At 45.0% G+C, this 26,520-nt stretch carries 16 protein-coding genes; 6 read left to right on the top strand and 10 right to left on the bottom strand.

Annotated features, from left to right (window positions below; translation table 11 throughout):
- Positions 1 to 74 precede the first annotated feature (74 nt).
- On the top strand, positions 75 to 1,574 hold the full coding sequence (gene sph, locus ACFOEK_RS09515; RefSeq protein WP_386719695.1) for a sphingomyelin phosphodiesterase: 1,500 nt from the start codon (positions 75 to 77) through the stop codon (positions 1,572 to 1,574).
- A gap of 96 nt (positions 1,575 to 1,670) precedes the next feature.
- Here the strand turns inward: sph and ACFOEK_RS09520 are convergent, their stop codons facing one another.
- The 6 genes from ACFOEK_RS09520 to ACFOEK_RS09545 all read right to left on the bottom strand — a co-directional run bounded on the left by ACFOEK_RS09520 (position 1,671) and on the right by ACFOEK_RS09545 (position 8,718).
- Complete coding sequence (locus ACFOEK_RS09520) at positions 1,671 to 3,695, bottom strand: methyl-accepting chemotaxis protein (RefSeq protein ID WP_386719698.1); 2,025 nt, start codon at positions 3,693 to 3,695, stop codon at positions 1,671 to 1,673.
- Between the two features lie 244 nt (positions 3,696 to 3,939).
- On the bottom strand, positions 3,940 to 4,326 hold the full coding sequence (locus ACFOEK_RS09525) for a thiol-disulfide oxidoreductase DCC family protein (RefSeq protein WP_386719701.1): 387 nt from the start codon (positions 4,324 to 4,326) through the stop codon (positions 3,940 to 3,942).
- Positions 4,327 to 4,345: 19 nt separating this feature from the next.
- A complete protein-coding gene (locus ACFOEK_RS09530) occupies positions 4,346 to 5,095 on the bottom strand; it encodes a hypothetical protein (RefSeq protein ID WP_386719704.1) in 750 nt (249 codons plus the stop codon).
- A gap of 259 nt (positions 5,096 to 5,354) precedes the next feature.
- Entirely contained in the window at positions 5,355 to 6,770 is a 1,416-nt protein-coding gene (locus ACFOEK_RS09535; RefSeq protein WP_386719707.1) for an N-acyl amino acid synthase FeeM domain-containing protein, read from the bottom strand.
- Between the two features lie 250 nt (positions 6,771 to 7,020).
- Positions 7,021 to 7,836 (bottom strand): LysR family transcriptional regulator, encoded by an 816-nt coding sequence (locus ACFOEK_RS09540; protein ID WP_386719710.1) that lies wholly within the window; start codon positions 7,834 to 7,836, stop codon positions 7,021 to 7,023.
- Positions 7,837 to 8,718 (bottom strand): MBL fold metallo-hydrolase, encoded by an 882-nt coding sequence (locus ACFOEK_RS09545; RefSeq protein WP_386719712.1) that lies wholly within the window; start codon positions 8,716 to 8,718, stop codon positions 7,837 to 7,839.
- A 189-nt stretch (positions 8,719 to 8,907) separates the two neighbouring features.
- Here ACFOEK_RS09545 and ACFOEK_RS09550 point away from each other — a divergent pair, with 189 nt between their 5' ends.
- From ACFOEK_RS09550 to ACFOEK_RS09570, 5 genes are all read left to right on the top strand, one after another.
- Positions 8,908 to 9,126, top strand: coding sequence for a hypothetical protein (locus tag ACFOEK_RS09550; RefSeq protein ID WP_386719715.1), 219 nt, complete (start codon positions 8,908 to 8,910; stop codon positions 9,124 to 9,126).
- Between the two features lie 90 nt (positions 9,127 to 9,216).
- A complete protein-coding gene (locus tag ACFOEK_RS09555; protein WP_386719718.1) occupies positions 9,217 to 9,633 on the top strand; it encodes a hypothetical protein in 417 nt (138 codons plus the stop codon).
- A gap of 66 nt (positions 9,634 to 9,699) precedes the next feature.
- A complete protein-coding gene (locus tag ACFOEK_RS09560) occupies positions 9,700 to 10,689 on the top strand; it encodes a tail fiber domain-containing protein (RefSeq protein WP_386719721.1) in 990 nt (329 codons plus the stop codon).
- Between the two features lie 103 nt (positions 10,690 to 10,792).
- The gene (locus ACFOEK_RS09565; RefSeq protein WP_386719724.1) at positions 10,793 to 18,862 is read left to right on the top strand and encodes a hypothetical protein; all 8,070 of its coding nucleotides are present in this window, start codon (positions 10,793 to 10,795) and stop codon (positions 18,860 to 18,862) included.
- Between the two features lie 190 nt (positions 18,863 to 19,052).
- Entirely contained in the window at positions 19,053 to 19,241 is a 189-nt protein-coding gene (locus ACFOEK_RS09570; protein WP_386719727.1) for a hypothetical protein, read from the top strand.
- Positions 19,242 to 19,250: 9 nt separating this feature from the next.
- Here ACFOEK_RS09570 and ACFOEK_RS09575 read toward each other — a convergent pair whose 3' ends face one another.
- The 4 genes from ACFOEK_RS09575 to hrpB all read right to left on the bottom strand — a co-directional run bounded on the left by ACFOEK_RS09575 (position 19,251) and on the right by hrpB (position 26,395).
- A complete protein-coding gene (locus tag ACFOEK_RS09575; RefSeq protein ID WP_386719730.1) occupies positions 19,251 to 19,715 on the bottom strand; it encodes a response regulator in 465 nt (154 codons plus the stop codon).
- Entirely contained in the window at positions 19,712 to 21,805 is a 2,094-nt protein-coding gene (locus ACFOEK_RS09580) for a CHASE domain-containing protein (protein ID WP_386719733.1), read from the bottom strand. The genes ACFOEK_RS09575 and ACFOEK_RS09580 overlap by 4 nt, the downstream gene beginning before the upstream one ends.
- Before the next feature lie 6 nt (positions 21,806 to 21,811).
- Complete coding sequence (locus tag ACFOEK_RS09585; protein ID WP_386719736.1) at positions 21,812 to 23,512, bottom strand: putative bifunctional diguanylate cyclase/phosphodiesterase; 1,701 nt, start codon at positions 23,510 to 23,512, stop codon at positions 21,812 to 21,814.
- A 177-nt stretch (positions 23,513 to 23,689) separates the two neighbouring features.
- Positions 23,690 to 26,395, bottom strand: a complete 2,706-nt coding sequence (hrpB, locus tag ACFOEK_RS09590) for an ATP-dependent helicase HrpB (protein WP_386719738.1) — start codon at positions 26,393 to 26,395, stop codon at positions 23,690 to 23,692.
- Between the last annotated feature and the right edge of the window lie 125 nt (positions 26,396 to 26,520).

Raw genomic sequence — 26,520 nt, forward strand, 5'->3', positions numbered from 1 at the left:
AAACTAAGCAGATAAAAACTAAGCAGATAAAAACTAAGCAGGTAAAAATAATGATAATAATAAGAAGCTGTCTTTTGTTTCTCTTACTTCTTCCCACTCTTGTGAAGGCGGATTACGCCGATCTCAAAGTGCTAACGCATAATGTGTTTTTCCCGGTATTTGGTTGGGGATTAGGGGAAGGGCCAGGCAATGCCCAGCGTGCGGCACTCATTAAACAAGCGGCGTATATCCGTGGCTATGATGTAGTGGTACTTAACGAGCTGTTTGAAGTAGCCTTTGATGGCAGTGGCCCTGCCAACATCGTACTGGATGGGCTTTATGCTGATTATCCTTATCAGACGCCGATTATTGGCAGTGGTTTAAACAATCATCAGTGGGATCAAAGTATTGGCGATATCAACCCGGTGAAGAAGAATGGTGGCGTTGCTATTGTCAGCCAGTGGCCGATCGAAGAGCAAATACAGGTGATGTATGAGCTCTCTTGTGGTGACGATTCGCTCGACAATAAAGGGTTTGTTTATGCCAAAATCAATCGCAATAACGAACGAGTGCATGTGATTGGTACGCATACACAATCCGAGTCCAGTAACTGCGGTGGTGAGCCAAAAGGTGCGGAGGTGCGTGCTGCTCAATTGAAAAAGATCAGCACTTTTATCGAATCAAAAGCTATTCCTTCAAACGAGCCTGTGATTATTGCTGGCGACTTAAATATCAAGCGCGGTGGGCCAGAATATCAATCCATGTTAGCGACGCTTAACACTACAGAGCCTGCTTATCACAATGAAACTGAAAGCTGGAACCCGGCAATGAATGACTTGGCTGCTAAGCAATATCCTGGGGATCAGCCGGAGCATTTGGATTATGTATTATTAGAGCAAAATCACTTACAGATTCCAGGGTGGGGAAATGCAACGTTAGTGCCTTCCAGTGGCGCAAATAACACGTGGCAAGATACGGCTAATATCCCGGATTTCTATCACTATGAAAGCGATGAGTTTTCAGATCACTTTCCAGTCGCAGGTTATGCGGCAGGTGTATCTGATGCCCCTGATTTATCGCCAAGAACAGAACGTTACAAACGCGTACGCTTGAAGTCGGTAAGCAGTGGTAATTATGTGGCATTGACTAACGAGTCGGATGGTTGGTTGTTGGCTGATCAGACGGAGTCTAGTTGGAAAACTGACTTTGAAATTGAAGGCTGGGGGCTGAATTACACCGATACCTACTGCCTGACCACGAATAACTACGGGGCGATAAACGGCTGGCCTGGCACTTATATCAAACTCAAGTCAAAGCATAACGGTCGATATATGAACTACTGGCGCGGTGGTGATGGTGATTATGGCTACTATGCGGCAACCTCACCTTCAGAGAAACTGTATGTGAGGAAAGTTGCGCCAACCACAGACGGTTGTATCCAACATGGTGATCGTGTAGTGCTAGGTGATTTTGGTGGTTCGTTTTGGTACTACGTGACTGTATGGCCAAGTGGCAGTTGGAAAAACGCGATGTTCTTATGGGATCGTGGTTACGATGCAGATAACGAATTCATCATCGAAGTGATGGATGACTAATGCGCTACATGAGTAATGCGCAAAAGCCTCCCCAAACGGGGAGACTCATGGCTTTGGTGTTTTTATACAGACAGTGTTCCTTTACAGACAGAGCTTCTACACAGAAAACGAACAGGCCAGGGTTTTCAGCTCGTGTACCAAGGTGGCTTGTTTCTTACTGGCGTCGGAAATTTCACTGGCGCCGGTTACTGTTTCTTGAGACATCTCGTCGATACGAATGACGTTTCGATTAATCTCTTGGTTAACTGAGGTGTATTCTTCCGAGGCGCAGGCAATCTGGTGGTTCATATCTCGAATGGTACTGATTGCAATGCCGATTTGAACCAATGCTTTTTCAACGGCTTTCACTTTATCATTGGATTCTTGGACCTGTACTTTAGAAGCCCCAATTGCGGAATACGCTTCTTCTGAATGATTTTGGAAGGTCATCAGAATGCTTTCAATTTCTCCCACCGATTCATAAGTGCGTTGTGCCAGAGCCCGAACTTCGTCTGCAACCACTGAAAAGCCTCGGCCTTGTTCGCCTGCTCGTGCGGCTTCAATCGCGGCATTGAGTGCCAGCAAGTTCGTTTGTTCCGCAACACTCTTGATCACATCAAGGACACCGGTAATGTTTTCACTGCTGGCTTTTAGCTTGGTAAGAACGTCTTCGACTCTTAGCACTTCTTGATTGAGTGTTTCAATGGAATACACGGCTTCATTCACCAACGAATTGCCTTCGTTGGCTTGAGAGTCAACATTGCCCGCGGCTTCGGAGGCTCTCACCGTGCTGTTAGCTACTTCCTCGGCGGTGGTTGCCATTTCGTGAATGGCCGTCGCCAGTTGAGAAGTCTCATGCTGTTGTTCGGTCAAGCTGACGGTGCTTTGCTCGGATGTAGTTGCTGTTTGCTCGGCAACGGCGGCAAGCTCCATACTGGATGAGTTGATTTGATCGACGATGCCTTTGAATGTCACCAGCATTTGATTGAAGTTTTCAGCGATGATGCCTAGCTCATCTTTGCTTAAGACTTTAGAGGTCTCTGTGAGCTTGCGTTCCTGGGTCACCGCTGAAATTGATTTAAGAATATGTTGAGTTTGAAGTTTGATGTTCTTAGTGATCATGTGAACAAACAGCAATGAAATGACACAGATAGAAGCCACGATGCCTAGGTCTCTGTAGAGGCTGCTGGTAACGTTATCAATTCTGGTTTGAATCAATTCACTGAGCATGGGTGTGCTCGAATCCAGTAACTGCTTGGTTGCAACAATCGCTGTGGTGCCCGATTGAAATATGTCTCTACCAGCGACTGAAATAGCTTTTGGATTGCTCAAGAGTTCGGTTTGAACCAACGCAATGAAGTGATCTATTTGGCTTATGAGGGATTGATATTTAGGTGTTAACTCATTGCTGATGGTTGGGTGGACGGAATTATCGATACTGGTTTTTAGAGAGCTTTCCGCTTTTTTCACTAGGGTTTCTATTTTGTCCAAGTTAACACTTAAGATCAGCATTTCATCCATGGAGAGTGTTTGAGACGTAGCGATTCCTGAGGCCAATCCGCGTGTTCTTCCCAAAATTTCCATCAGGTTGGGCAGGGTATTCGTCGTTAGATCCATCAAATAGAAGGTATCTAAATCAGGGTCCAGCGTCAGGTTAGAATGATCTGCTACATAGGTAATCAGCTCCAGGACTTTGGCGATCAAAGCGGTGTGCTCTTTGAACGATGTGACAGGTGGTAGGCTTCTTTGACCATCAAGCTTGGACCAGTGACTTTTGATTTCGTCCAGCTTCTGTTTGGTTGGAATGGTTTGTTCTGTCTCTTCTGCGATCGCCGTCAGTTCCAATAGCTGTTGGTTCGCCTGTTTTTCGATTTGAGTGATTTTACTATCAAAGCTCTTATCCCCATTTAAATAGGCGGCCATCATGCCTCTGTGTTTCGCAAAACTTTCTTGCAAAGGGTAGGTATATACAATGTAAGCATTGCCGACCATTTCTTTTTCAGAAAACTTAATTCGGTAATTTTCTGAATTAATCAGAAATATCAACAGAATGGTGATCGGGATACCCAGCATGACAGTAAACATCGAAAGTTTAACTGCAACAGGTAGATTGTTTAGCGATGAGGGAAGTGAAAGAGTCATGTTGGCCTACTGAGGATCCAAGAAACGTATTTAATTGGTTAAAAATATAGAAGGAGATAATTGATAGTGAGATAAGAGTAAGTGAGTATGGTGTGTGGGAGAAAGATGAGTGATATGTAGAACTTTGACCATTTGGTTTGTTTTGTTTTATGAAACAATGCTAGGAAGTACTTGGTATTTGGGCGCTCCAAGCATTTGATTCTGTATCAAATATTCAAAGTGTCGGGGGCGAAGGAGGTCATGGTTATTTGGGGATTTTGCAGACTCGTCCTTGCTTTAATAAGCGACGCTTTACCCAACGACGATAGAGAAAGGAGAGGGTTGGGCGAATCACGGGAAGATTTATGAGGATGGCGAATATTTTCAGTTTTGGGATAGGTGCGAGAAGCTGAATATAGGCATCAATTTCTTTGTGCATTATCTGCTTTGTTTCGTCAAAGACATGAAGCTCCAGCAGGGCTTCATCCAAAGAAACCCCATATTGTTTTAACAGAGCCTCATGGCTGGTTGCGTCTTGCCAGACAATGTTCTTTGCATGGTCGCCAGCCCAGCGCTGATAGTTTTCTTGGTCTTTTACACAGGATGGGCACAGTGCATCGTAGAAGACAATGAGTTTCAGGGTTGATCTCATAGCGTTCTCCATCAGTTGTTCAAGGTGTGTGGCCTTGTTTGATAATGAAATTTTGATAAAGCGTGTTCACTCGGCCTGAATCCTTTAGATTTTGAATCTCTGCTGCGACTTTATAGGCAATGCTGTGGTTGGCGATACGATAAGGGTAGTTTTCTGCCGTTATTTCTTGGTGAGGATTAAATTCAGGGTTAGGTTCTTCGGCGTAATAAGACGAAGTGCGGGAAAAACCTGTGTAAAGAATATGAGATTTTGGTTCACAGCAAGATAAGTGCGTAGCAATGTTTAAGTGTCTGAGATCCCTCAAATTGTTGGCTTTGAGGTATTTAAAGTAATCCTGCTGAATCATCCGATAGAAGACTTGTCTGCCTCTACTGAGCATTTTGACGGCTCGATCTGTGGTTAAGTCGACAATAGGCTCATTTGGAACTTGTAATGCTTCTGCGACTTGTTGAGTTGTGTCACCCGCTTCAAAAATCCAGGACAAGCCATATTGAGTGATGTCAGAAATCTTCTTCAGTTCAGGGACATTACTGGGCGTAAGGCCTAGGTAAGGTTCAAGCCGATAAAGACCGTTGGGAATGTAGAAGAGATATTTAGAACGATGTTCATCAAACCCTGTGCTGGGGTATAGATCGGCAGTTCCGTGCTCAAGTGAATATAAGGTACGTTGTTTGGGGGCGCGTTCTATGGAAAGACGACAACCAATGTTGGTTGCTACTTCCTGATACAAAGCTTGATAGAGACCTTCATTACTTGGAGCCTTCGCCATGTAACCTGGCTTACCTTTAGCTTTGTAAACAAGTGTCAGCGTACAGGGTTCTGTTGCCTGACTTACGCTGACAAATGAGATTAACGTACAGGAGAGAAAAAACGACTTAAAGAACTGTAAATTATTGGAACTTAAACGCATTTCGCTTCTCGTATTTGACGAGTAGGTTTCCTAGTAATCTTAGTCTAAAAAGCCCCTGTTTTAAGTGATCAATTCGCCTTTTCTAACAACCTAACTGCTTTGTCAGATTGGTAGAGAATTAGTCATTCCAGCGTCGACGGTATTTGAGGAAGTAGAGGGTTTTAAAGCCCAATCTTAATATCGCAGATTTTAACTTCAGATAGCCGTTAAATTTAATGATCCGACGTTCTCTAAGGTATTTATTGATGACTCCCCACAGTGGCCACCAAATCAGTTTTTTTACACCGATCGCCGATTGTGCTGCTTTGCGGTTAATGACCAGAACGGACATGTGCAGATTATTGTATTTTGGTTGCACAAAAGAGAAGGGCGTCAATTTGAAACCAATGGATTTATACAGTTTGATGAGGAACTTATCCGAACTGGCAATGATGTAGTCTTTATTAAGCATCATAGTCAGCATATAAATCTGTTCAAAAATCCCGTGAAGGATATCAGTATCACGATATTCTGGGTGCAAACAAAGCGCTGCAACTTCAATGGTCTTATCCGCCGGAGGCAGTTCTACCGGGTTGTCTTCATCGAAGAAAGTTTGAATTTCAAACGGCGCTTTATCACCATCGCCGACGATCATCGTCGCGCTGCCAATGATTTCCTCGTTATGCATCACCATGAGGATGTGGCTGTAATCATCAAAGAAGTAAGAAACCCGTTCTAAGTCGGCTTCGGAATCCACTTTTTGTACGCCAGAGTAAGCAAAGCGGCGTGTTCTTAGCACCGCTTCGTAATCGGCTTGTGTTTCTGCAAAACGATAGTGAATAAATTCTTTCACTGTCAGTACTTTGAAACCTGCTTTTCGAATTTGTTCGGGTGATGCCGAGGTGTATTGCATCAGGAACTTATTGAGTTGGTCGATCAGAACCTTAGGTAAGTTTTTAGTGAGCTTGATAGCACACTGAACTTTCCCATTTGGCTGAAGTGTAACCTGGGACACTAACCCCTTAATCGGGCGGGAAGGTTGGAACATTCCTAAGGTAAAGGAAATTTCCATGTCTTCGAATAAGGTGAAATCCGGCTGAATGCCTTCAACGACCAGTTTCTCTCGGCTGATTTCTCTGACTTCAAAAAAACTACTGGTTTTGTAAAAGAAAGGATGAGTAATCAAGCCGGAAAGCAAATGGTTTTCACTCAGTTGTATCGCTTCGTAAACGGGTTCTTGAACGAAGCCATCACTGATGACTCGTACTGACAGGCGGAGCGCTTCTTCCTCTCGATCCATTTCGACAATTTGGGCTTTGATGCTGTAGTTTTGTGAAACAGAAGGGCTGAAGCTGAGGATGGTTATTTGGCCAGGGAAACAGAGCTCATCATATTCTCTGGGTACGTTTAGGCTAAAACCAAAACTCGTAAAGTTATTGAGTTTTGCTTGAATTTTTTGATCAGCAAATAAAAGACTGATGCGGTAGCCATGATTTTCGGGCAGCAGGGGGCGATAGATCTTTCGATCTGTCGCTTTCGGAAAGTTTCCGTACATTGTTAGGCCATTCGGGCAGAGTTGTAATAGTACTTTTGTGTTAGGCTTGCACAACTTGCCATGAATTCTTAAATAAAACAATAGCTTAGTTAAATAAAGGCGGCTAAACACCTCATGATAGGTCATCTTTTCAAGAGGGGGATAATTGAAGGATGAATTAGGACACTCATAGTCTGTGTACCGTTCATTTTGAGACGCTTAATGGCATTCGGTATTAATGCTATTTGATATTAATGCCATTAATCATGGATTAATTCATTTTGAATAGCCCAATGGTACGTGTTAAGACCGGAGCGCCTTGGATTTCAGATAATGGAATGATGTGAATGGATGTGTTCAGGGAATTCGGACTAACCGGGGCTATAGTGATGCCGTAGCCTGAGGCTACCAAGCTTAGCGCCCAGTCGTCGTTGTTCACCGTGGCTTGAATATTGATCTGATCATATAGATTCATTTGATGCAGTAACTTATCGAATTCCTTTTTGAAGGGGCAGTGTGCGCGTTCGATCCAGTTGTAAGCTAGCAAGCGCTCTATGGTTATGTCTTGCTGATGTTCCTTTAACCATAAAATTTCATGTCCTTCTGGGACCAGCAGTGCGTATTCTTCTGTCAGCAGAGGACTCCATGATCCACTGGTGATCTGTTCATTATTGAGTTCTTGTTCATTGCTGAGCCAGTATCGAGCTTTATCTTGCTCTGGTGTGAGCTTCCACTGTATATCTGCGTAGCCTTCTTTGAGGTTTCGCATGCTTTCGGTCAATGCTTGAGCGTTGATGGACGGGCTGACAAACAGTGGCTCCGATTCACTTTGTTCTTTGGTGAGTTCCCGCTTAATAAACTGGGCGTGTTCCAACAGCGCCTTGGCTTTTGTATAGAAGTCAGTGCCTTTTTCGGTGGGGGTAACCCCTTTACGGCTGCGAATCAGAAAGGTGGTTTCGAACTCTTGTTCGAGCTGTGCGATGGCATGAGTGATCGAGGGCTGAGCAACATGGCATGCTTCCGCTGCTGCTGTAATGGAACCCAACTCCACCGCTTTTACGAAATATCTTAGTGAGCGTAAATCCATTCATTCGTTTCCTGTGAATTCTGGAAAATGAGGCAGCTGCTTAGCGACAAACTGGTCATGGGCCGGCACGATTACCAAATCTGGGTACTGTTGTTTAAGATCATGAATTTTCTTGATTTGGCGATTGTTCTTTTCAAGGTCGTAATCAATGTTCAACAACCATTGGGTGATGCCTGGACGAGGCAAATTCTCAGCCACGCCAGTGAGCGTCCAGGTGGTATCTCCAATAAAGAAATAACGTGCTTGCTCATTGAGATTGATAAACAAACCCAATTGGCCTGGTGTATGGCCTTCCAAGCCGACGAGCACCAAGCTGCCATCCTGGTAGATATCCAGTGAGCGTTCGAAACCCATATAACGAGAGTCGTCTAATTCGATGGGGCGCCACAGAATGCCATTCACCAGATGCGCTTTCAGGAAGCCGGGTTCTTCCCCTTCATTGAGTGCATAATCAATGCCTGATCGTTGTGCCCATACAGGTATACCGCGTAAGTCCGGTAGGCCTCCTGTGTGATCCCAATGAAGATGTGAAGGGATAATGCCTGTGATCCTATTAAGTGGCATGTCTTGCTCTTCTAATTGTTGTTTAACGCTTTTCACGTTAACGACCGAAAAGAGTTGTCTGTCCAACCAGCCTTGTTCTTCTAACGCGGCTTCAGTGACGTTACCCAGCCCAGTATCAAATAGAAGGTCACCTTTGGGATGCTTGATGTAGATTGCTTGATGAACGGGTTGGCGGATATTAAACCAACTTCCATTTTCCACAACGGTACTTTCTAAGGCACCGCGGCTATGGCCGGTAATGATAGTGCTGAAGCTAATCTCTTGTGCCCAAGAAGTTAAATGTATCGTCAGTAGGGCGAGGGCAAGTAGGTGCTTCATTATTATGTCCTTTTACTGGTTAAGATAAATTTCAGAATGTCGTGGTTAGTTGTATAAGTAAAATATTTTATATGTTTAATATATAGATAATATATCTATGGAATGTTCTGACTTATCAACATAAGGGCTTAGTTGTTATAGTAGTTAGTTGCTATGCTAACTAAGTAAAAGGTTTGAGAGTTATTTGATATGTGGGTTCGTGGTCTTTTAGTGTTGTTTCTTGGTTGGGTTGTAAGTGGATGTTCTGACCCAACAGGTAGTGCTAGCTTTGGTGAAGTCGGTTCAGGTCTAACCAACTTCTCTGTTGCCTGCCGTAAACACGACGGTTTGGATGAATACACCAAGAAGGGTAAAAAAGTGTACATCCGTTGCAATAACGGTAAAACTTTCACGTATACCTTCGATTAATTCTTGATACGGTCATAACAAAGTTTCCATAATACTCCCGTTCCCAACTATTCTTAGTTGGATGGAAAATATTATTAAGGACATTAAGTTATGACTCTTGTGTTTCAGCGTTTGCTGGTTCTGATTTTAAGCACACTCTTCCTCCCGTTATCCTTGTCTGCTGCAACGGTTGAAGGTACCAGTAAAAACCTGTCATTTAAGCAATTGCCTCAGAAATACTCTTTTATCAAGATTCATGGCCCAGATGGCTATCTGATTGAGATACAATCTTTAACCAACAATTCTTTAACCTACAAGACCGATTCTGTTTTACCTGATGGAGCTTATCGTTACGACGTGTTCGGCCCAATGAAAGTCGAGGCTAAAGTGGATCGTTACAAGTCCTCCTTAAACAATGGTCGTAATGCCAGTGTAAAGCCTAAGAAACAAGGTTTGGGTATATTGGAGTCAGGCAACTTTCATATAAGAAATCAAAAAGTCTTAGAAATAACGAACGCGAAAGAATAATAAAACGGCAGTAATGCGCCTGATGGCCACGGATGCAACTGTTAAAAAAATATTGGAGACGAAGAAATGACTGCCAAAGTAATCAAAACAACAAGCCTTGCTGCACTTTTCCTGGCTTCACCTTATTTGTCTGCGGACACCGTTATTCTGGATGACCATATTGTGGATGGTAGCCAGTGTGTCGGAACGGATTGTGTGAACGGTGAAAGCTTTGGGTTTGATACCCTTCGATTGAAAGAGAACAACATCCGTATTCGTTTTCGGGACACCAGTACTACATCGTCGTTTCCTACAACCGATTGGCAGTTAGTCGCGAACGAAACAAGCAATGGCGGACAGAGCATGTTTGCCATTGAAGATCTAGATGCCAGCACAATACCGTTTATGGTTGAAGCCGGCGCGGGGGATTATTCTGTCTATATTGATAGCTCTGACAAAGTTGGTTTTGGTACATCGTCCCCCTTGATGGATATGCATCTGGTGGCTGGGGATAGCCCAGCACTTCGACTTGAGCAAGATACCTCTTCAGGCTTTAGTTCCCAATCTTGGGATCTTGGAGGGAATGAATCCAACTTCTTCCTTCGTGATGCCACCAACAGCAGTAAATTGCCTTTCAAAGTTGCAGCAGGGGCAGCGACGGATTCATTAGTCATCGATTCGAGTGGCAATGTAAGTTCCGAAGGTCAGATATGTTCTAACGCGGGAGGAGTAGCAGATTGTATTGGTACGATTCCTTCGAGCATTCATATCAAACAAATTGTGGAATACGTCGATACGGCGGAGGTGTTGGAAACGGTTTCTCAGTTATCCATGCCTAAGTGGTTTTATAAAGCCAATGGCGAAAGTATTCAGCACATAGGTCCGATTGCCGAGGAGTTTCAGGCTGCGTTTGGGCTAAATGGTGGTGTATCGGATAAAATTGCCACGGTTGATTTAGGTGGTGTTGCGCTGGCGTCGATTCAGGAACTATCTAAACAGGTAAAACAGAAAGACAAAGAGATTGCAGAGCTTCGAGAGGAGTTAGCAGAAATTAAACAGCTTTTGCTTCAAAAGTAATGTTTGAGAAAACAGCTATGAAAGCTAAAGCATGCATTCTGTATTTCTCCGCAAGCGCGGAAGGAGCGATCTCGTGAAGACTGATCCAACATCAATAGGATCGATGAATAAGGTCAGATGTTCGGCCTTTCAGCTCATTCTATTTCCCTTGTACTTTTTGTTATCCCTTACTGTAAACGCAGCTTCTGTGGTCAGTGTCAGTACCGTGCCTGCCGATGGTACCTATGAGGCAGGGGATACTTTAACCTTTGACGTCACCTTTGATGAAAATGTTACGGTAACCCGTGCTACGTCAAATGCCGGTTTGGATAATATTTGGCTTGAATTGAGCTTAGATTCAGGCTCTTTTGAAGCCTTATATACGGGTGGCACAGGAACGACGGTATTAACGTTTACGGGAACGCTCACCTCTGCCGATTTTGACTTTGATGGCATTGAATTAAGCCATATTGAACTATCCGATTTTGGTACAAACAGTAGTCCATCGACTATTAAAAATGCCTCAGCTCAGGATGCCGATTTAACGCTAAACGGCGTTCCAGACTTATCTATGGTGCTGGTGGATCACGGTAATGATGTGTCCATTGAGTCTCCACCAGTAAATTCCTCTTATGATGAAGGCGATGAGGTCGAGATCTATTTACGCTGGCGCAGAACCGATGGCTTAGCGTTACAGGGAACGCCAGAATTAAACATTACGGTAGGCGCAACACCTTACACCTTGTCTGGTGAAGTGTTTGATGATGCTCTGAAGTTTATTTACACCGTTCAATCCGGCGATTTGGATAACGATGGAATCTCGTTGGATTCGTTCACCTTCAATGGCGGCTCTCTTTCAGCCAGCAACTTTACCAGTGATCACGATCTGTCTTATACAGATCATTCTTTGATGATTTCTGACAACACTTTTACGACGTATCCCGCGATTAAAGTCGGGCCCATTGGTGCGCCAATTATTGATAGTGTCTCTGGGCCTTCTGCGGGCACTTATACCGTTAATGACGTATTAACCTTTACGGTGAACTATAACGAGAATGTGACCATTTCAAATGCAAATGCCAACAGCAAGTTGTATTTCGAAACTTCGAACGGTGAAGAGCTGGTAGCGACCTATCAGTCAGGCACTGGCACTACTGCGTTGGTCTTTCAATACACAGTGCAACAAGGTGATTTCTCTAGTGGTTTGGATGTCACCAGATTAGTACCAAGCTCATTTATAATCGATGCTGATGTTAAATTTTCTGATTTAGTACTGAATAATATTGCGGATCTATCGGGTGTTATTTTGGATGGCAGCGTTCCGGCCATTACGTCGATCACTGTTCCGACCGCGACCACCTATGTGACGGGTGATACCTTAACCTTTAAGGTCAATTTCGATGAGTTGGTTAATGTAAATGGCAAACCCCAATTGCTACTTAATATCGGTGGTGAAACCGTTGCTGCGTCCTATGTTAGTGGAACGGGATCAACACAACTGGTATTTACTTATCAAGTTGTGACCGGTGTTGATGATACTGACGGTATTACCATTGAAGGGCTGAGCCTCAATAATGGCACTATCAAGGATGCTGATGGTAATTCATTAGATGCAGAGTTGATGTCTGTGGGCGATACCTCTGAAATTTATATTGATGGCGGTACCAAAGTCACTTCTGTGTCTGTTCCGAGTGCGGCGACTTATGGTTTTGGCGAAACCTTAGTGTTCACCGTGAGTTTTGATGAAACAGTCACTGTCAGTGGTGTGCCTTCACTGGTATTCGATATCGGTGGTGCATCTACTCTCGCGTCATATACCAGCGGTTCTGGTTCCTCAGATCTGGTGTTCCAATATACGGTTGAAGTGGCTGATAACGATACTGACGGGATTGAAGTCCTAAGTTTAAGGGCTCAAAGTGCCACGATTCGAAATGCAAACAGCCTGGATGCAGACCTGGATTTGGTGGGTGTTGCTGATACTTCCTCTGTGCTGGTTGATGGTGGGGCGCCTTCTGGTTATAGCTTTACCGTAGATCAGGCGCTTATTGATACTTCAAATGAAGCCGCTGTGAGTCTTACGATGAGTGGTGCGGAAGTGGGTGCCACTTATGATTTAACTGTTTCATCAGAAGACAGTAAATCTGGTGAAGTTACCGCAACGGGAACTGTAACCTCGGCTAACCAACAGCTCACCGGTATTAATGTGTCAGGTTTAAATGACGGTGATTTACTGTTTGCTTTGAGCTTAACCGATATCAATAGTAACCAGGGCAAGGTGGTTTCTGATGTTGTCACCAAATCAACGCTCTCTCCTGCGGTGGCCAGTGTCGATGTGCCAAGTAACGCAACCTATGGGAGTGCGAGTACCTTGTGGTTCACAGTCAACCTTAATCAAGCAGCCGTGATTTCGGGTGAGCCAACCCTGTCTATTGATATTGGTGGCACCAGCTATGACGCCGAGTATCAAAGCGATGATTCAACCACTACCTCGTTAGTGTTCTCCTACCTTTTAACGGGAGCAGAATCGGATAATGACGGCATTGAAATAAACTCATTGGCGTTAAATGGTGGTTCGATTGAAAACACCTTAGGCGTTGCCTTTGATCTTACGCTCAATAATGTCGGGGTCACAACTCAGGTGCTTGTCTCTACTGATTCTGCTGATAATGTCTTATTAAGCGTTCTTTCCAGTAATGGGCCACTGGATGTTGGAGATCAGTTAATCGTTGATATTACGTCTCAGAACGGTAATTGGATAAACACAGTTAATACCGCCATCCCAACGGTTGATGTCATTTTAGATTCAGGCACGGTGACAGCTTCTTATACGGGCAAAAATGGTTCAGCACTGCGATATGAATACACCATTCAGGCAGGTAATTATCACAGTGCTTCAAATCTGATTGAGCTTACAAATTATCAGGATAATGGTGCTGACGTTACATATAACTTTGTTACTTTCTCTTATGTATTTTCATTAGACGGTTTAGATCCTTTATCGGGGATTGATATTGTTGCCATTAGTCCTGAAATTGAGTCTATTACCACAACGGGTGGCAATTACTCTTCAGGGGATACCATCTCCATAAGTGTTGCTTTCACCAAGGACGTAACCGTAGTTGGTAGCCCGTTCCTGGATATTGATGTCGGCGGTACAGCCAAAACAGCGACCTATGATGTCGGAAGTAGCTCTGCAGATACCTTAGTGTTTGATTACACTGTTGCGGGCGGAGACGAAGACCTGGACGGTATTGAAGTTACTTCTTTCGACGTCAATGGTGGAACAGTACGAGATTCCAATGCGAATGACGCTGATTTAACGCTCAACAATAACGATACACGCGGGGCTGTGATTGATGCCACGTCGCCCAGCGGGTATGGCTTTGGAATAGATCAGGCTTATATCAATACGGAGAATGAATTGAATGCGCGATTCAGTTTCTCCGGGGCTGAAGTGGGAACAACCTATAATCTCTCGGTGACTCACAATGGCGGTGGCGCAGGTTCTACCGCTGTTTCTGGTACTGTATCAGACAGTGAACAAGTGATCTCGGGGATTGATGTTTCTGGCATAGACGATGGCGAACTATTATTCTCGTTAACCTTGACGGATTCTGCCGGAAACGCGGGCTCGACGGTGACGGATACGGTCACTAAAGATACCGTGACTCCGGTAGTGTCTTCGGTTTCGGCACCCACCAACGGTACCTATATCCTCAATAATACCCTGCAAGCACAAGTTCAGTTTGATGATGTGGTGTATGTGACCGATACACCACAGCTGGCCCTGACTATAGGCGCTCAAACGGTATATGCAGATTATCTGTCAGGTTCAAACACTAATACTCTAATCTTCCAAACCACCATTACTTCCGGTTTATTGGATACAGATGGCATTAGCATTGATTCCATTAATGAAAATGGCGGTTTGATTGAAGACGTCAGTGGAAATGATGCGACGCTGACATTGAATAACGTTGCTGATACTTCAGCGGTATTGGTGGATGGTGTAGTCCCTGAAATTACCTCTGTAAATGTTCCGGCCAATGATACTTACATTCTGGGGGAAACCTTAAGCTTCACCGTCAACTTCGATGACTCAGTGGATGTGACAGGAACGCCGTTACTCAATCTCACCTTGGGGGCCAACTCTGAAACGGCGTCTTATATCAGTGGCTCTGGCTCTTCTGCATTGGTATTCACTTATACCGTAGCGTCCGGTGATCAGGACAGTGATGGCATCAGTGTGGATTCTCTGGTGTTAAATTCCGGCACCTTGAAAGACGCTAATTCAAACGATGCGAGTCTGACATTAAACAGCGTAGCAAGCACGGCTGCCGTTTTGGTGGACGGTCAGGTGCCTTCCGTTACGTCTGTCTCGGTTCCATCCAATGCTACTTATGCTTTAGGAGATACATTATCGTTCACGGTGAACTTTGATGAGAACGTTGATGTTACCGGAACGCCTGAATTAGGGATTACCTTGGGAACTTCGGCAGAAACCGCTAACTATGTCAGTGGTACAGGCACCTCTGCCTTAGTCTTCGAATACACGCTTGTCTCTGGTGATCTTGATGAAAACGGCATCGCGGTAGGTAGTTTGACCGTGAACAGTGACACGATTCAGGATGCCGCAGGCAATGATGCCACTCTGACTTTAAACAATGTCGCTGATACCAGTGCGGTGCTTGTCGATGCCGAGATACCCGTGGTGCTGTCGGTTTCAGTCCCCACTTCTGATACTTACAAAGTGGGCGATGTGTTGAGTTTCATTGTGAACTTTAATGACAGTGTTTCTGTATCGGGTGTGCCTGAGTTAAGCCTGACTCTCGGCAGTGATGCCAAGATCGCTGAGTATGTGAGCGGGACTGGCAGCAGTAATTTGGTGTTCCAATATACGGTGGTATCGGATGATCTCGATGAAAACGGTATTGCCGTGAATGGGTTGTCTGCGGGTGGTGGTTCCATTCTTGATAGTGCCGGTAATGCCGCGACGTTAACACTGAATAATATCGGTTCCACAGCATCCATTAACATTGATGGCGTTGCGCCGGTGATTAGTTCCGTCGCAGCGCCTGGCAGTGCGACTTATGCGTTGGGTGAAAGCTTTGAATTAACGGTCAGTTTTGATGACGTCGTGATCGTATCGGGCACGCCAAGTTTGAGTCTCACGATAGGGGCCAATTCGGTGTCCGCAGATTACCAATCAGGCAGTGGCACTACCGATATAGTGTTCAGTTACACAGTGGCTTCTACTGACTTGGATACAGACGGCATCGAACTCAATGCCTTGTCTTTGGGTACAGCCTCGATGTTGGATGTGAATGGTAATTCGGCTTCGACGACGCTTAACGGTGTTGAAAGTCTCGCAGGTGTTCTGGTCGATGGTGTGGTGCCGTCTAACTATCAGGTGGCGTTTGATGAGACAGAATGGACTAAAGACAATGAAGCGTCTGCAAGTATTTCGATTACAGGTGCTGAAGTGGGGGCTGACTATGAGGTCATCATTTCAAGCAGTGTCGGTGATGCTCAGGTGAGTAGTTCAGGAACAATCAGTACGGCCTCAATGCAAGTGTCGAATATTGATTTATCTGGCCTGAGCGACGGCACGTTAACCGCTTCTCTTGTGTTGACCGACAGTGTGGGTAATGAAGGTGCCGCGGCAACAGCCACTTCCTCCAAGGTCAATGATGCGCCAGAGTTTATTGGTACTCCGATTGTTTCGGGAACCCCACAGTTTGGCGCTACCTTGTCTGTTTCTAATGTGAACACAGACGACCATGAAGGCAGTGAGGTGACGGTTAGTTACCAGTGGTTAGCGAATGATGTGGATATTTCCGGGGCAACCAGTGCGGCTTACACCTTGACGGCAGCAGAAGCGATGACCGACATTTCAGTTGAGATCACAGCGAATGATGGCAGTGCTTCCACGACTATTACGGTAGATGCTGGTACCGTTTCGAGTCTCCCTGTATTCGTCGCACCTGAAGATATCGAAGTGAATGCGACTGGTTTGCAGACTTTAGTCGAAGTCGTTCCTCCAAGTGCGGTGGATCAATTTGGGAATGCAATTGATGCAGTGGCTGAAGGGCTGTCCGATTACTTCGAACCAGGGCTTCATGTAATTGAATGGACGGCGGATGATGGACAGGGCAACAGTACGAGTTTTACCCAAGAGGTTCGTGTTCATCCGCTAGTGAATTTCGAGCGTGATAAGTTTGCTGCGGAAGGAAATCAGGCAGGCTTTAATGTCTATCTCAATGGTTCTGCAGTGAGTTATCCATACACCTTGGATTTTGTGGTGGGTGGTACGGCTGATTCATCCGATCATACCTTGGTTGATGGTCGCGTGACATTCGAAGAGGACGAAACCCAAGCCTCAGTGACCTTTGATGTGGTGGACGATGGTCTGGAAGAAAGCGACGAAACAATAGTGATCGAATGGGCTGCATCTACTGTAAATACTGGAGTCTTTGATCAGCAAACGGTGACTATCGTCAACCGTAATGTTGCGCCGCAAGTGACCTTAGCTATCGAGCAAAATGGCAGTTCTGCGTTGCTCATTGGTAAGAATAATGGGAATGTTGTTCTAACTGCCACAGTGGTGGATGTGAATGCAGACGATACCCACTCATATCAATGGTTTGCCCAAGGGCTCATCGATCTTGATGCTGAATCTTCAACGTTTACCTTTAGTCCTCAATCCATTAGCAATGGAGTGCATCGCATACGAGTTGATGTGACTGATTCCGGTGCTCCGCAGGCTATGGCCTCTGCGGCCTTATTATTAAAAGTCGTGGATACCTTACCTGTGCTGACTTCGGCTGATACCGATGCTGATGGTACTGCGGATGATGTGGAAGGATTTGGTGATGACGAGTTTGATGGCATTCCGAATTATCTGGACAGCATTCCGGAGAGTAATGTGATTCCGTTGATGTTATCTAATCAGAGCAGCTTCCTTGCAGAGTGTGAAACGGGCATCACCTGTATGCTTGGTGTTACGTCAGCGGGTGGTTTAACCGGTGGTATTTTGTTGGATGATGTCAGCGGCAACGGCCTTGGAAGTGATTCTGAGTTTGAGATTGAAGGTGGTATTTACGATTTCGAACTGTCAGGTCTTACCCCTGGTGAATCGATTTCAATTGCTATTCCTTTGCAGACAGCAATTCCTGTGAATGCTATTTATCGTAAGTTTGGTTCGGATGGACAATGGCATAGCTTTGTGGAGACCGCCAATAACCAGCTTTCTTCAGCGGCTGGTGGTAATGGTGTGTGTCCTCCACCGGGAAGCGATGCCTGGAATGCTGGTTTAACTGAAGGACACTTCTGTTTGCAGTTAACAATTGAAGATGGTGGACCGAATGACTTCGATGGAGAGGTGAATGGCGTGATTGTGGATCCGGGAGCGATTTCTACGTCTCGACAAGTTGATAATTTTGAAACCAAAGGTGGTGGCGGGGCATTCAATATCTGGATGTTACTGTTGACGGGCTTAGTGGGAGTACTCACTAAAGCTCGATCGGTCGCGATCAAATACGCTGTTGCGATTCTGGCTTTTGCAGGGCTGGTTCAAGTCAGCGTGGTGAAAGCCGATCAAGCGCCGCCACTATTCGGTGTTGAAGACTTTTATGTCGTGGGTTCCTTTGGTTGGGCCTGGAATGAAGACGGTAACCGAGAAGACCTTAACGCCGTCTTTGAAGACAGAGGGTTTAACGCTGAAGCCAGTGAAGTAGAGAATGACCGTAATGTGTGGAGCCTAGGTCTTGGCCTTAATCTTACTGAGCATATTGCTTTTGAAGCGGTTTACCTGAATTTAGGTGAAGTGGATGTAGAGTTTTCAGGCAGTGCGGCAGGACAAGAATCGGCTTTCTCTGAAGCGGTTGCTGACGTTTATCCTGAATCGGGGGATGGCATAGCAACGTCTCTTAGATACAACTGGCAGTTTGTTGAACGTGGTTTTGTTTACGGGCGAGCAGGTGTGTTCTTTTGGGAGAGTGACTATGAGAGCTCTGTTTTGGACGGTGCCCAAATTGCTTCCAGAAGTCGCTCAGGTACTGATTTGTTATTAGGAGCAGGCATTGGCCATAACTTTTCAGATAACTTCAAAGGTAGCCTAGAAGTTCAGCGATATCAGTTGGACGATGACAAGGTTTATCAGTTGTCCGCACAGCTAAATTACGATATCTGGTAAATCGGTCAGTTGTCTCTCTAGCAAGGTTTCTTCAATAAGGTCTCTTTATGAGGCCTTTTTAGTGAACAGGTGTTAGCTATTTCTCAAAACTTGTAAAGAGTTTGTAAAGGCCACAGAGATCAATAGACAGCGTTGCAATACAACGTATAATGCGCTTCCATACAATTTCGCATTTTAAGGTGCTATTTCTTTGATTCGTGTCGTTATTTTTGCATTAGCTTTGACTGTGTTTTGCAAACTCTTTTTAAACCAGGAAGAAGTTCAGCAAACCCAAGTTCAGCCCCAACAGGCGCATTCTGATGATGTTTCTGAACTGAACACACGTGAGCTGGCGAAAGATATACCACCTTCCGCGAAAACCACGCCTCCTAAAAGTTAGTGGTTTATTCTATTTCTTATCTTTAAATACGTTATTTGTACCACTGGTGTTGGATGGTGGAAATTCAATGACTTTCGAGTAATGCGTCAGCAGCTCAATAAGGCTTGTGAATTGACTATCTAATTTGCTTTTAACCAAATAACCAGCAACCTGTTCTTGATAGGCTGAAGCAATATCATTTTGATTGTTTGAGGTTGTTAGTATGAAGACAATGCTAGTGCTTAGATGCTTGTCCATACGTATTTCCTTTAAAAACTCTATTCCATTCATCATTGGCATGTTTATGTCTAGCAGAATGATATAAGGCTGCTCGATCTTACTACTGCGAAGTAACTCCAGAGCTTCAATACCATGTCGGGCCCGAAAGATGGAACTCTTAATGGATGATTTTCGAAAGGCCCGTTGTATGCCTTCTGCCTCAATATCATCGTCATCAATCAGCAAGATGGTGGGGAAAGAGGTTGTATTGTTCATGATCCTGATTTTTCAATCTGCTTTGGCCATGTGAAAACAAAAGCAGTTCCTCGACCCTCTAGAGGGATAATGGTGATGTTTGCTTTATAAAAATCGAGAATTTTTTTAATGATAGCCAGTCCCATGCCGCTGCCTTCAACTTCATCTCTAGGTTTGAGCGTTTGGAATATTTCGAATACTTTTTCATGATGTTGTTGGTCAATCCCAGGACCGTCATCGGAAACGGTGAAAACATAATCCGTTGCGGTTTCCGAGCATGAAATCCGAATGCAGCCAGTGTCTTGGTCATGATGCTTAATGGCATTACTGATGAGATTTCTGAAAATCTGTTCAAACGGCGGTTGCAGTGTTTGGAAAACAGGAAGGGGCTCTTCGCAAAAGAGTTGGAATCCATCCGGTGGGCTAAGTAATGAGAAAATCTCTTTCACCATATCGGAAACATGAACTTCGACGGTGTTACCTTCACTTCTTCCGATTCGAGAATAGGCGAGTAGATCGTCTAATAACCGTTCCAGTCGTTTGGTTCTGCCTTTCAGTAATGTGATGTGCTGTTTACTTTCGTCACCGATTTCATTCCAGGCGTCTTCCTCAATCCAGGATGATAGCTGAATGATGCCTCGTAAAGGCGCTTTAAGGTCATGGGAGGCTACGTATGCAAAGTCGTCCAGTTCCTTGTTGCTTCGTTTCAGCTCTTCCATGATGTTCTGCGTTTCAGAAATATCAACGATCGTTGTAAGCACTTTTTCTCCATCGTTGCTGGTGAAACTCGATAAGCTGACTTGCAATGGCAGTTCAACGTTTGATTGAGTGATGCCTGTGATTTCTCGATAGGAGCAAGACAGTTTGATGTCTTCCTCGTACTGTGATGTATCGGAAGAGGTTGTGTCTCCAGAATAACAATTCGGGATTAACTCATTGATGTTTTTACCGACCAGCTCTGATTTGCTATAGCCAAAGAGTCGCTCTGCTTCAGGGTTGGTTAGCTCAATGATTCCGTTGGCGTCCATTAACAGCAGAGCACATGGCGAATATTGAATGATGTGTCGAAAGTACTCTTCGCTGTCTCTTAATTGTTGTGTCATGTCTTCTGCTAACGAGATGGCCCGGCTGTTAGATTTTGCAAGTGCCAGAAAGAGCAGAAGTAAGGTGGTATCAATAATGATGCCGCCCGCCAGAATCATGGTCGACTGATAGTCGGTAGATGCTTTTCTAAAGGATTGAGAACTTTGAATGGTAAATCGCCAAGGACGGCCATACATATCGATTTCCAATTCTTTTACGTAAAGAGGATTAGGGTCATAGTCGGTATTGGATGGCAGCAGTTCATTAAACAGTTCAAACTCTTGGTCATACAGGCTGAACATCAGTTGCCGGTTGGTTTGCTTGAGAGTGCCCTCGATCAGTTTATGCATGATAAAAGGGGCGTAAACATGCCCGATAAAGTTATCTTGCCGATCTTTCAGCGTGTCTCTTTGATTGTCTTTATAAATGGGAACATATTGAAGAAAACCCGGTGTTTTCTTGGCGTCTTGTACCAAAGTGATAGGCGCAGTGATTTGCGTCATTCCCGTATCCCTGGCTTTTTTGGCAGCAGTATAACGATTGGACTCGAATGCCATGTCTAATCCTACCGCTTTTAAGTTATCCGCGACGGGTTCAATATAGGTGATTGGCCAGTATTCGTTCTTATTGTGTTTAGGATGGATAGTAAAGTCCGGCCGTATCTGGCGTTCTTCTTCCAAAAAGGGTTTTAAGCGTGATGGCTCAACATAATAAATGACGCCAATGCCATTGATGCCTTTGTACTTTTGCTCGATATTAAATGTGGTCGCAAAGCGCTTCCACTCAAGCGAATCTATTCCGTGACTTTGGGAATGAATTGCTGCAACCCCGGCGTGCAATGCATCTTCGTAATGCGACATTCGCTCTTTTACTAGATCAACGAGCTGATTCGCTTGGAACTCAAATTGAAGTTTTACTTTCAATTCCGATTGAGTTTTGGACACATACCAGGCTGTTGCAGTTAAAATTATAGAGCCTACCAATACAGCCCAATGATACCAATGGAGATACTTGAGATTAGAAGTCATAGGTGTCTACTGAGTTATTACATAGCGTTGTTCAATGTCTGATTTGGGTAGCGGTTTAGAATAGTAATAGCCTTGGACTCGACTGATCTTCAACTCCTTGCAGAGCTCTGCATGATGCGGATGCTCGATTCCCTCGGCAACGATGCTCAGGTTTAAGATAGAGACCATAGACGTTAAGCCTCTCACCAGCGCAATATGTTTTGCGTCTTGCTCAGACAAAGGCATCAGGCTTTTGTCTATTTTTACGATAGAAATAGGGAATTCTCTTAGGTGAGAAATGGATGAGTAACCGGTTCCGAAATCATCCAGTGCTAACTTGCAGCCCAAGTTGTGTAATTGGTTGATGGTTGCGCTCACGGTTTCTGTATCATGCAGCAGCGCTGTTTCAGTAATTTCTAACTCAACCAGTTCCGGTTTTAATCCATATTTTTCTAAGCCATCACGAAGCTTTTCGACCAAAACTTCATCCCGTAGTTGTTTAGAGGAAATATTGATGGCAATGGTAAATTCCTTACCATATTTTTGATTCCACTGACTGACTGTTGAGAGTGCGTCTTCTATGATCCTTAGACCTAGGGCATTGATCAGCCCAGACTCTTCTGCGATTGGAATAAAGTCATCCGGCGAGCGAGTAATACCGTTATTATTCCAACGGATCAAGGCTTCAAACCCTTTGACGTCACCTGTGTCGAGGGTAATAACGGGTTGATAAAAGAGTTCCAGCTGATTGGTGTGAATTGCTTCGCGCAGCTCTTGTTCTATGACTACACGAGACATAAACTGCTGCTGCATTTCGTATTCGAAGAAGCTCATTTGGTTTTTGCCTTGCTTCTTGGCTCGGTACATTGCAATGTCTGCATGTTTGAAGAGCTCTTCGCTGGAATTTCCATTATCTGGATGAATAGCAATCCCCATACTGACAGTAACATGAATGTCGGTAGTGCCTATTTGGATAGGTGCTACTAATACATCTATAATTCGCTTAGCGACTTGGCTTGCCGTTTCTATGGAGGTGAGGTTACTTAAGGTGATAGCAAACTCATCCCCACCTAATCGAGCGAATAGTTCATTTCCTCGTAAGCAACTTTGAACTCGACTGACAGTACGTTGAAGTAAGAGATCACCGACATCATGGCCAAAGGTATCGTTTACGTATTTAAAGTTGTCTAAATCAAATAATATGAGTGCCAGCTTGTGGCTGCTTCGACGATTACTGGTTATTGCCTGTTTCAGTGATTCATCAAATAAATATCGATTGGGTAAACCGGTTAGTGTGTCGGTTTCTGCGAGTTGTTTGACTTTTTGGTAGGTGAGATACAGCTGTTTTTCCAGCTCGAAGCGGGTGGTTGCATGAAGAATCGCACGCCTTAACCGAGGTTCCGAGATTTCTGATTTTACTAAAAAGTCTTGCGCCCCGGCTTTAATACATTCCAGAGCCAGTTCCTCATTTTCTGAGGCACTCATCATCACAATAGCGGTACTTTCATCCTTTGGCTCATTTCTGAGTTCGACGATCATTTCAATGCCGTCTCGTCGAGGCATTCGATAATCCAACAGGATAAGATCAAAGACGTTTTCTCTGAAATGAGATAAGCCTTCATCAACGGTCACAGCTTCAACAATATTGACCTCTAAGCTACTTTTTTTCAGAGTGCGCTTAACCAGATCGCGATCGACCTGGTCGTCATCTACGAGCAGAATTTCCACTTCATCAATCCTTGTTTTCCACCTTTCTTCACTTCAGCCTAGTCGATAACTAAGAAAGAGAAAGGAATCTCATAGAAAGCAGTACTTGATAGTTTAGATGTGAATGGTCGCAAACACTTTCTGGGGTGGCTATTGGCGCTAGTGTTGTTTATGCGGACCAGCTTAACCCGGAAATCATTAACCCTTTCTCGGCTTCGCTCTGGCTGTCGCTTCCGCTTCCAGTGGGTTATCTGGCCAGTGATGTTTCGGATAACGACCTTTCATATCCTTCTTCACCAATTCATAGCTTGAGTTCCAAAAGCCCGCTAAATCCTGAGTGACTTGCAGTGGTCGTTGTGCCGGTGAGAGCAAATGCACCAACAGCTTGACCTTGCCGTTGGCGATGCTGGGCGTGTCGGTTTGGCCGAACATTTCTTGAAGTTTTACCGCCAATATCGGCGGGTTCTGTGAGTAATCAATCTTGATGTTTGAGCCAGATGGTACACGAATTCGCTCTGGGGCTTGTTCGTCCAGTTCTTTGGGTAAAGGCCACGGCAGTCGAGCAGCTAGGATGTTTTTGAGGTCTAACTTTTTAAAGTGATTGATATGGCTGATGTCGGTGAGGTAAGGGGCTAGCCAGTCTTGTAGAGAGTCTAACAACCCTTGTTCCGACATATCCGGCCAGCCGGTTTGTTGATTGACTTCTTGATCAATAGAAATAGAGCGAAGCAGTTCAATGCGCTGGCACCAGCTTTTAAGTTCGGGTGTCCAAGTCAGTAGATCCAATCCTTTGCTCTTTACAAAGTTAAGTAACGCTGTTTCTTTTTGATCACTGGGAACCTTAGATAGCGCTTTGCTCTCGCAGATCAGTTTGCCTACGTTCGTTCTTTGTTCGGCTAATAAGCGTTCATCTTTGTTAGACCATTCAACAGCCACTGTTTCTTGGAAAAGTGAAGGCTCAACCTGTTTCAGAGCGTCTAAATTCAAGGGCGCTGCCAAGAAGACTCGGTCAGAGGTTTGGCCGGATTGACCTCCCAACTGAGCCACTGCAAGATACGCTTCCTTGGTTAATGGGTCGGACGCAGGAATTTGAGCTTGTCGGCCATTGCTTAGCTTATAAGAGGTTGATTTGTCAGAAGTGATTTTGTCGGCTAGGTGTTCTTTGGCTCTTTGGGCAATGCGATCGGGGTAGGCCAGCGACGTTAATATGCCTGCTAAGTCGTTTGAATTGACGTGAATCTTAGAGCCGCCGGATGACGGCACGCGCTTCAGTTGTTGTTCAAATTGCTTAGCAAGCTGCTTTATTCGCTTAATCAATGGCGAATTTGGTTGTTTGGATTCGTTGTTGAACAGCGTTAAACGTTGGGCTAATTCACAATTGCCGTTGATGGGATCTCGTTCTGACAGCAGTGCCGCTAATTGGCAGGCTATTTCAGAAGGCGCTTGTGATGAGTCACTGGTAAGAGATCGACTCTTGATTAACATGTGCGCCAATCTCGGGTGCATGGCAAGCTGAACCATAGCTTCACCGTGTGTTGTTAGAGTCGCCCCGTCTTCACTAATCGCTTCCAGTTGGCGAAGTAAGTCCACCGCTTGATTGTAGGCTGAGGTTTTAGGGGGCGTGAGCCAATCCAGTTCCGTCGGTTCACTCAGCCCCCACTGAATCAACTGCAAAGCCACCGGGGCGAGATCAGCCTGATCAATTTCCGGCGCAGCAAAGTTGGCCAGGCTTTGATGTTGCTCTTCCGACCATAAACGATAACAAACGCCAGCTTCCAAGCGGCCCGCACGACCGGCGCGTTGCTTGGCGGAGGCTTTGGATACTCGCTCGGTTTTGAGTCGAGTCATGGCGGTCTTCGGGTCGTATTCCGGTACTCGGGCAAGGCCTGAATCAATCACCACCCGCACGCCTTCGATGGTCAAACTGGTTTCGGCAATGCTGGTGGTCAGTACGATTTTTCGTGTGCTTTGTGGTGCCGGTTCGATGGCCTTTCGTTGTTCTGCGAGTGATAAGGCGCCATAGAGTGGCGTAATCATCAGCGAATTACTTTGGCCGAGATGAGTAACCAGTTGCTCGCGTACACTTTGAATCTCTCGTTGACCGGGTAGAAACACAAGAATGCTGCCGGTTTGGTCCGCCAACGCTTGCTCGACGCATTGGCTTACCTGATCCACTAAGGCTTGATGTTTGGCATGATTACTATGTTGAAAGTGACTTTGTTTAAAACGGCTTGAGTTTGATTGAGTACTCGTTTTTGAAGAAGAGGTTTGCCAGATAACCTCCACCGGATACGCTCGGCCTTCACTTGATAAAATAGGGCAGGTGTCTTCACTGGCGCGTTCGATATAGCTTTGTATCTGTGTGCCATCCAGCGTTGCGGACATCACAAGAACTTTCAGCGGATGTTCTCTTAGTTCACCGAAAAGTTGTCTGCCTTGCAGCGTTAGCGCTAAGCCCAAGTCACCGTCGAGACTGCGTTCGTGAAACTCATCGAAGATGACTGCGGCAATGCCATCCAACGATGGGTCTTCCAACAGCATTCGATTGAGCACGCCTTCGGTGATGACTTCAATTCGGGTTTTGTCTGAGACTTTTTTATCCATCCGAACTCGGTAGCCAACCGTTTCGCCTACCTCTTCATTTAACAGTTGAGCCATGCGTTCTGCGGCTTGGCGAGCGGCAATCCGTCGAGGTTCCAGCATCAAGATTTTGCCTGTTTCAATCCAAGTGTGTCCTACACCTTCTAAGTCGAGCAGTGACAAAGGCACTACCGTAGTTTTACCGGCGCCCGGTGCTGCTTCGATGATGAGTTGATCGTGTGACGTCAGTGCATCTTTGATGGCTGGCAGCAGGGTGCTGATAGGTAGATCAATGGCAGATAAATCAATAGATGATATGGACATGGAGTGATAAACAGTTTGAGGACAATAGTAGGGGGTATATTAATGTCTGGGCTTGGGATTAAAAGCCCTTTGTGGTATTTAGTCCGCTGTATATTGTGGTTGAATTCAAAAGATGAATAAGGATG

The organism is Litoribrevibacter euphylliae (assembly GCF_042646085.1).
Lineage (GTDB): Bacteria > Pseudomonadota > Gammaproteobacteria > Pseudomonadales > Litoribrevibacteraceae > Litoribrevibacter > Litoribrevibacter euphylliae.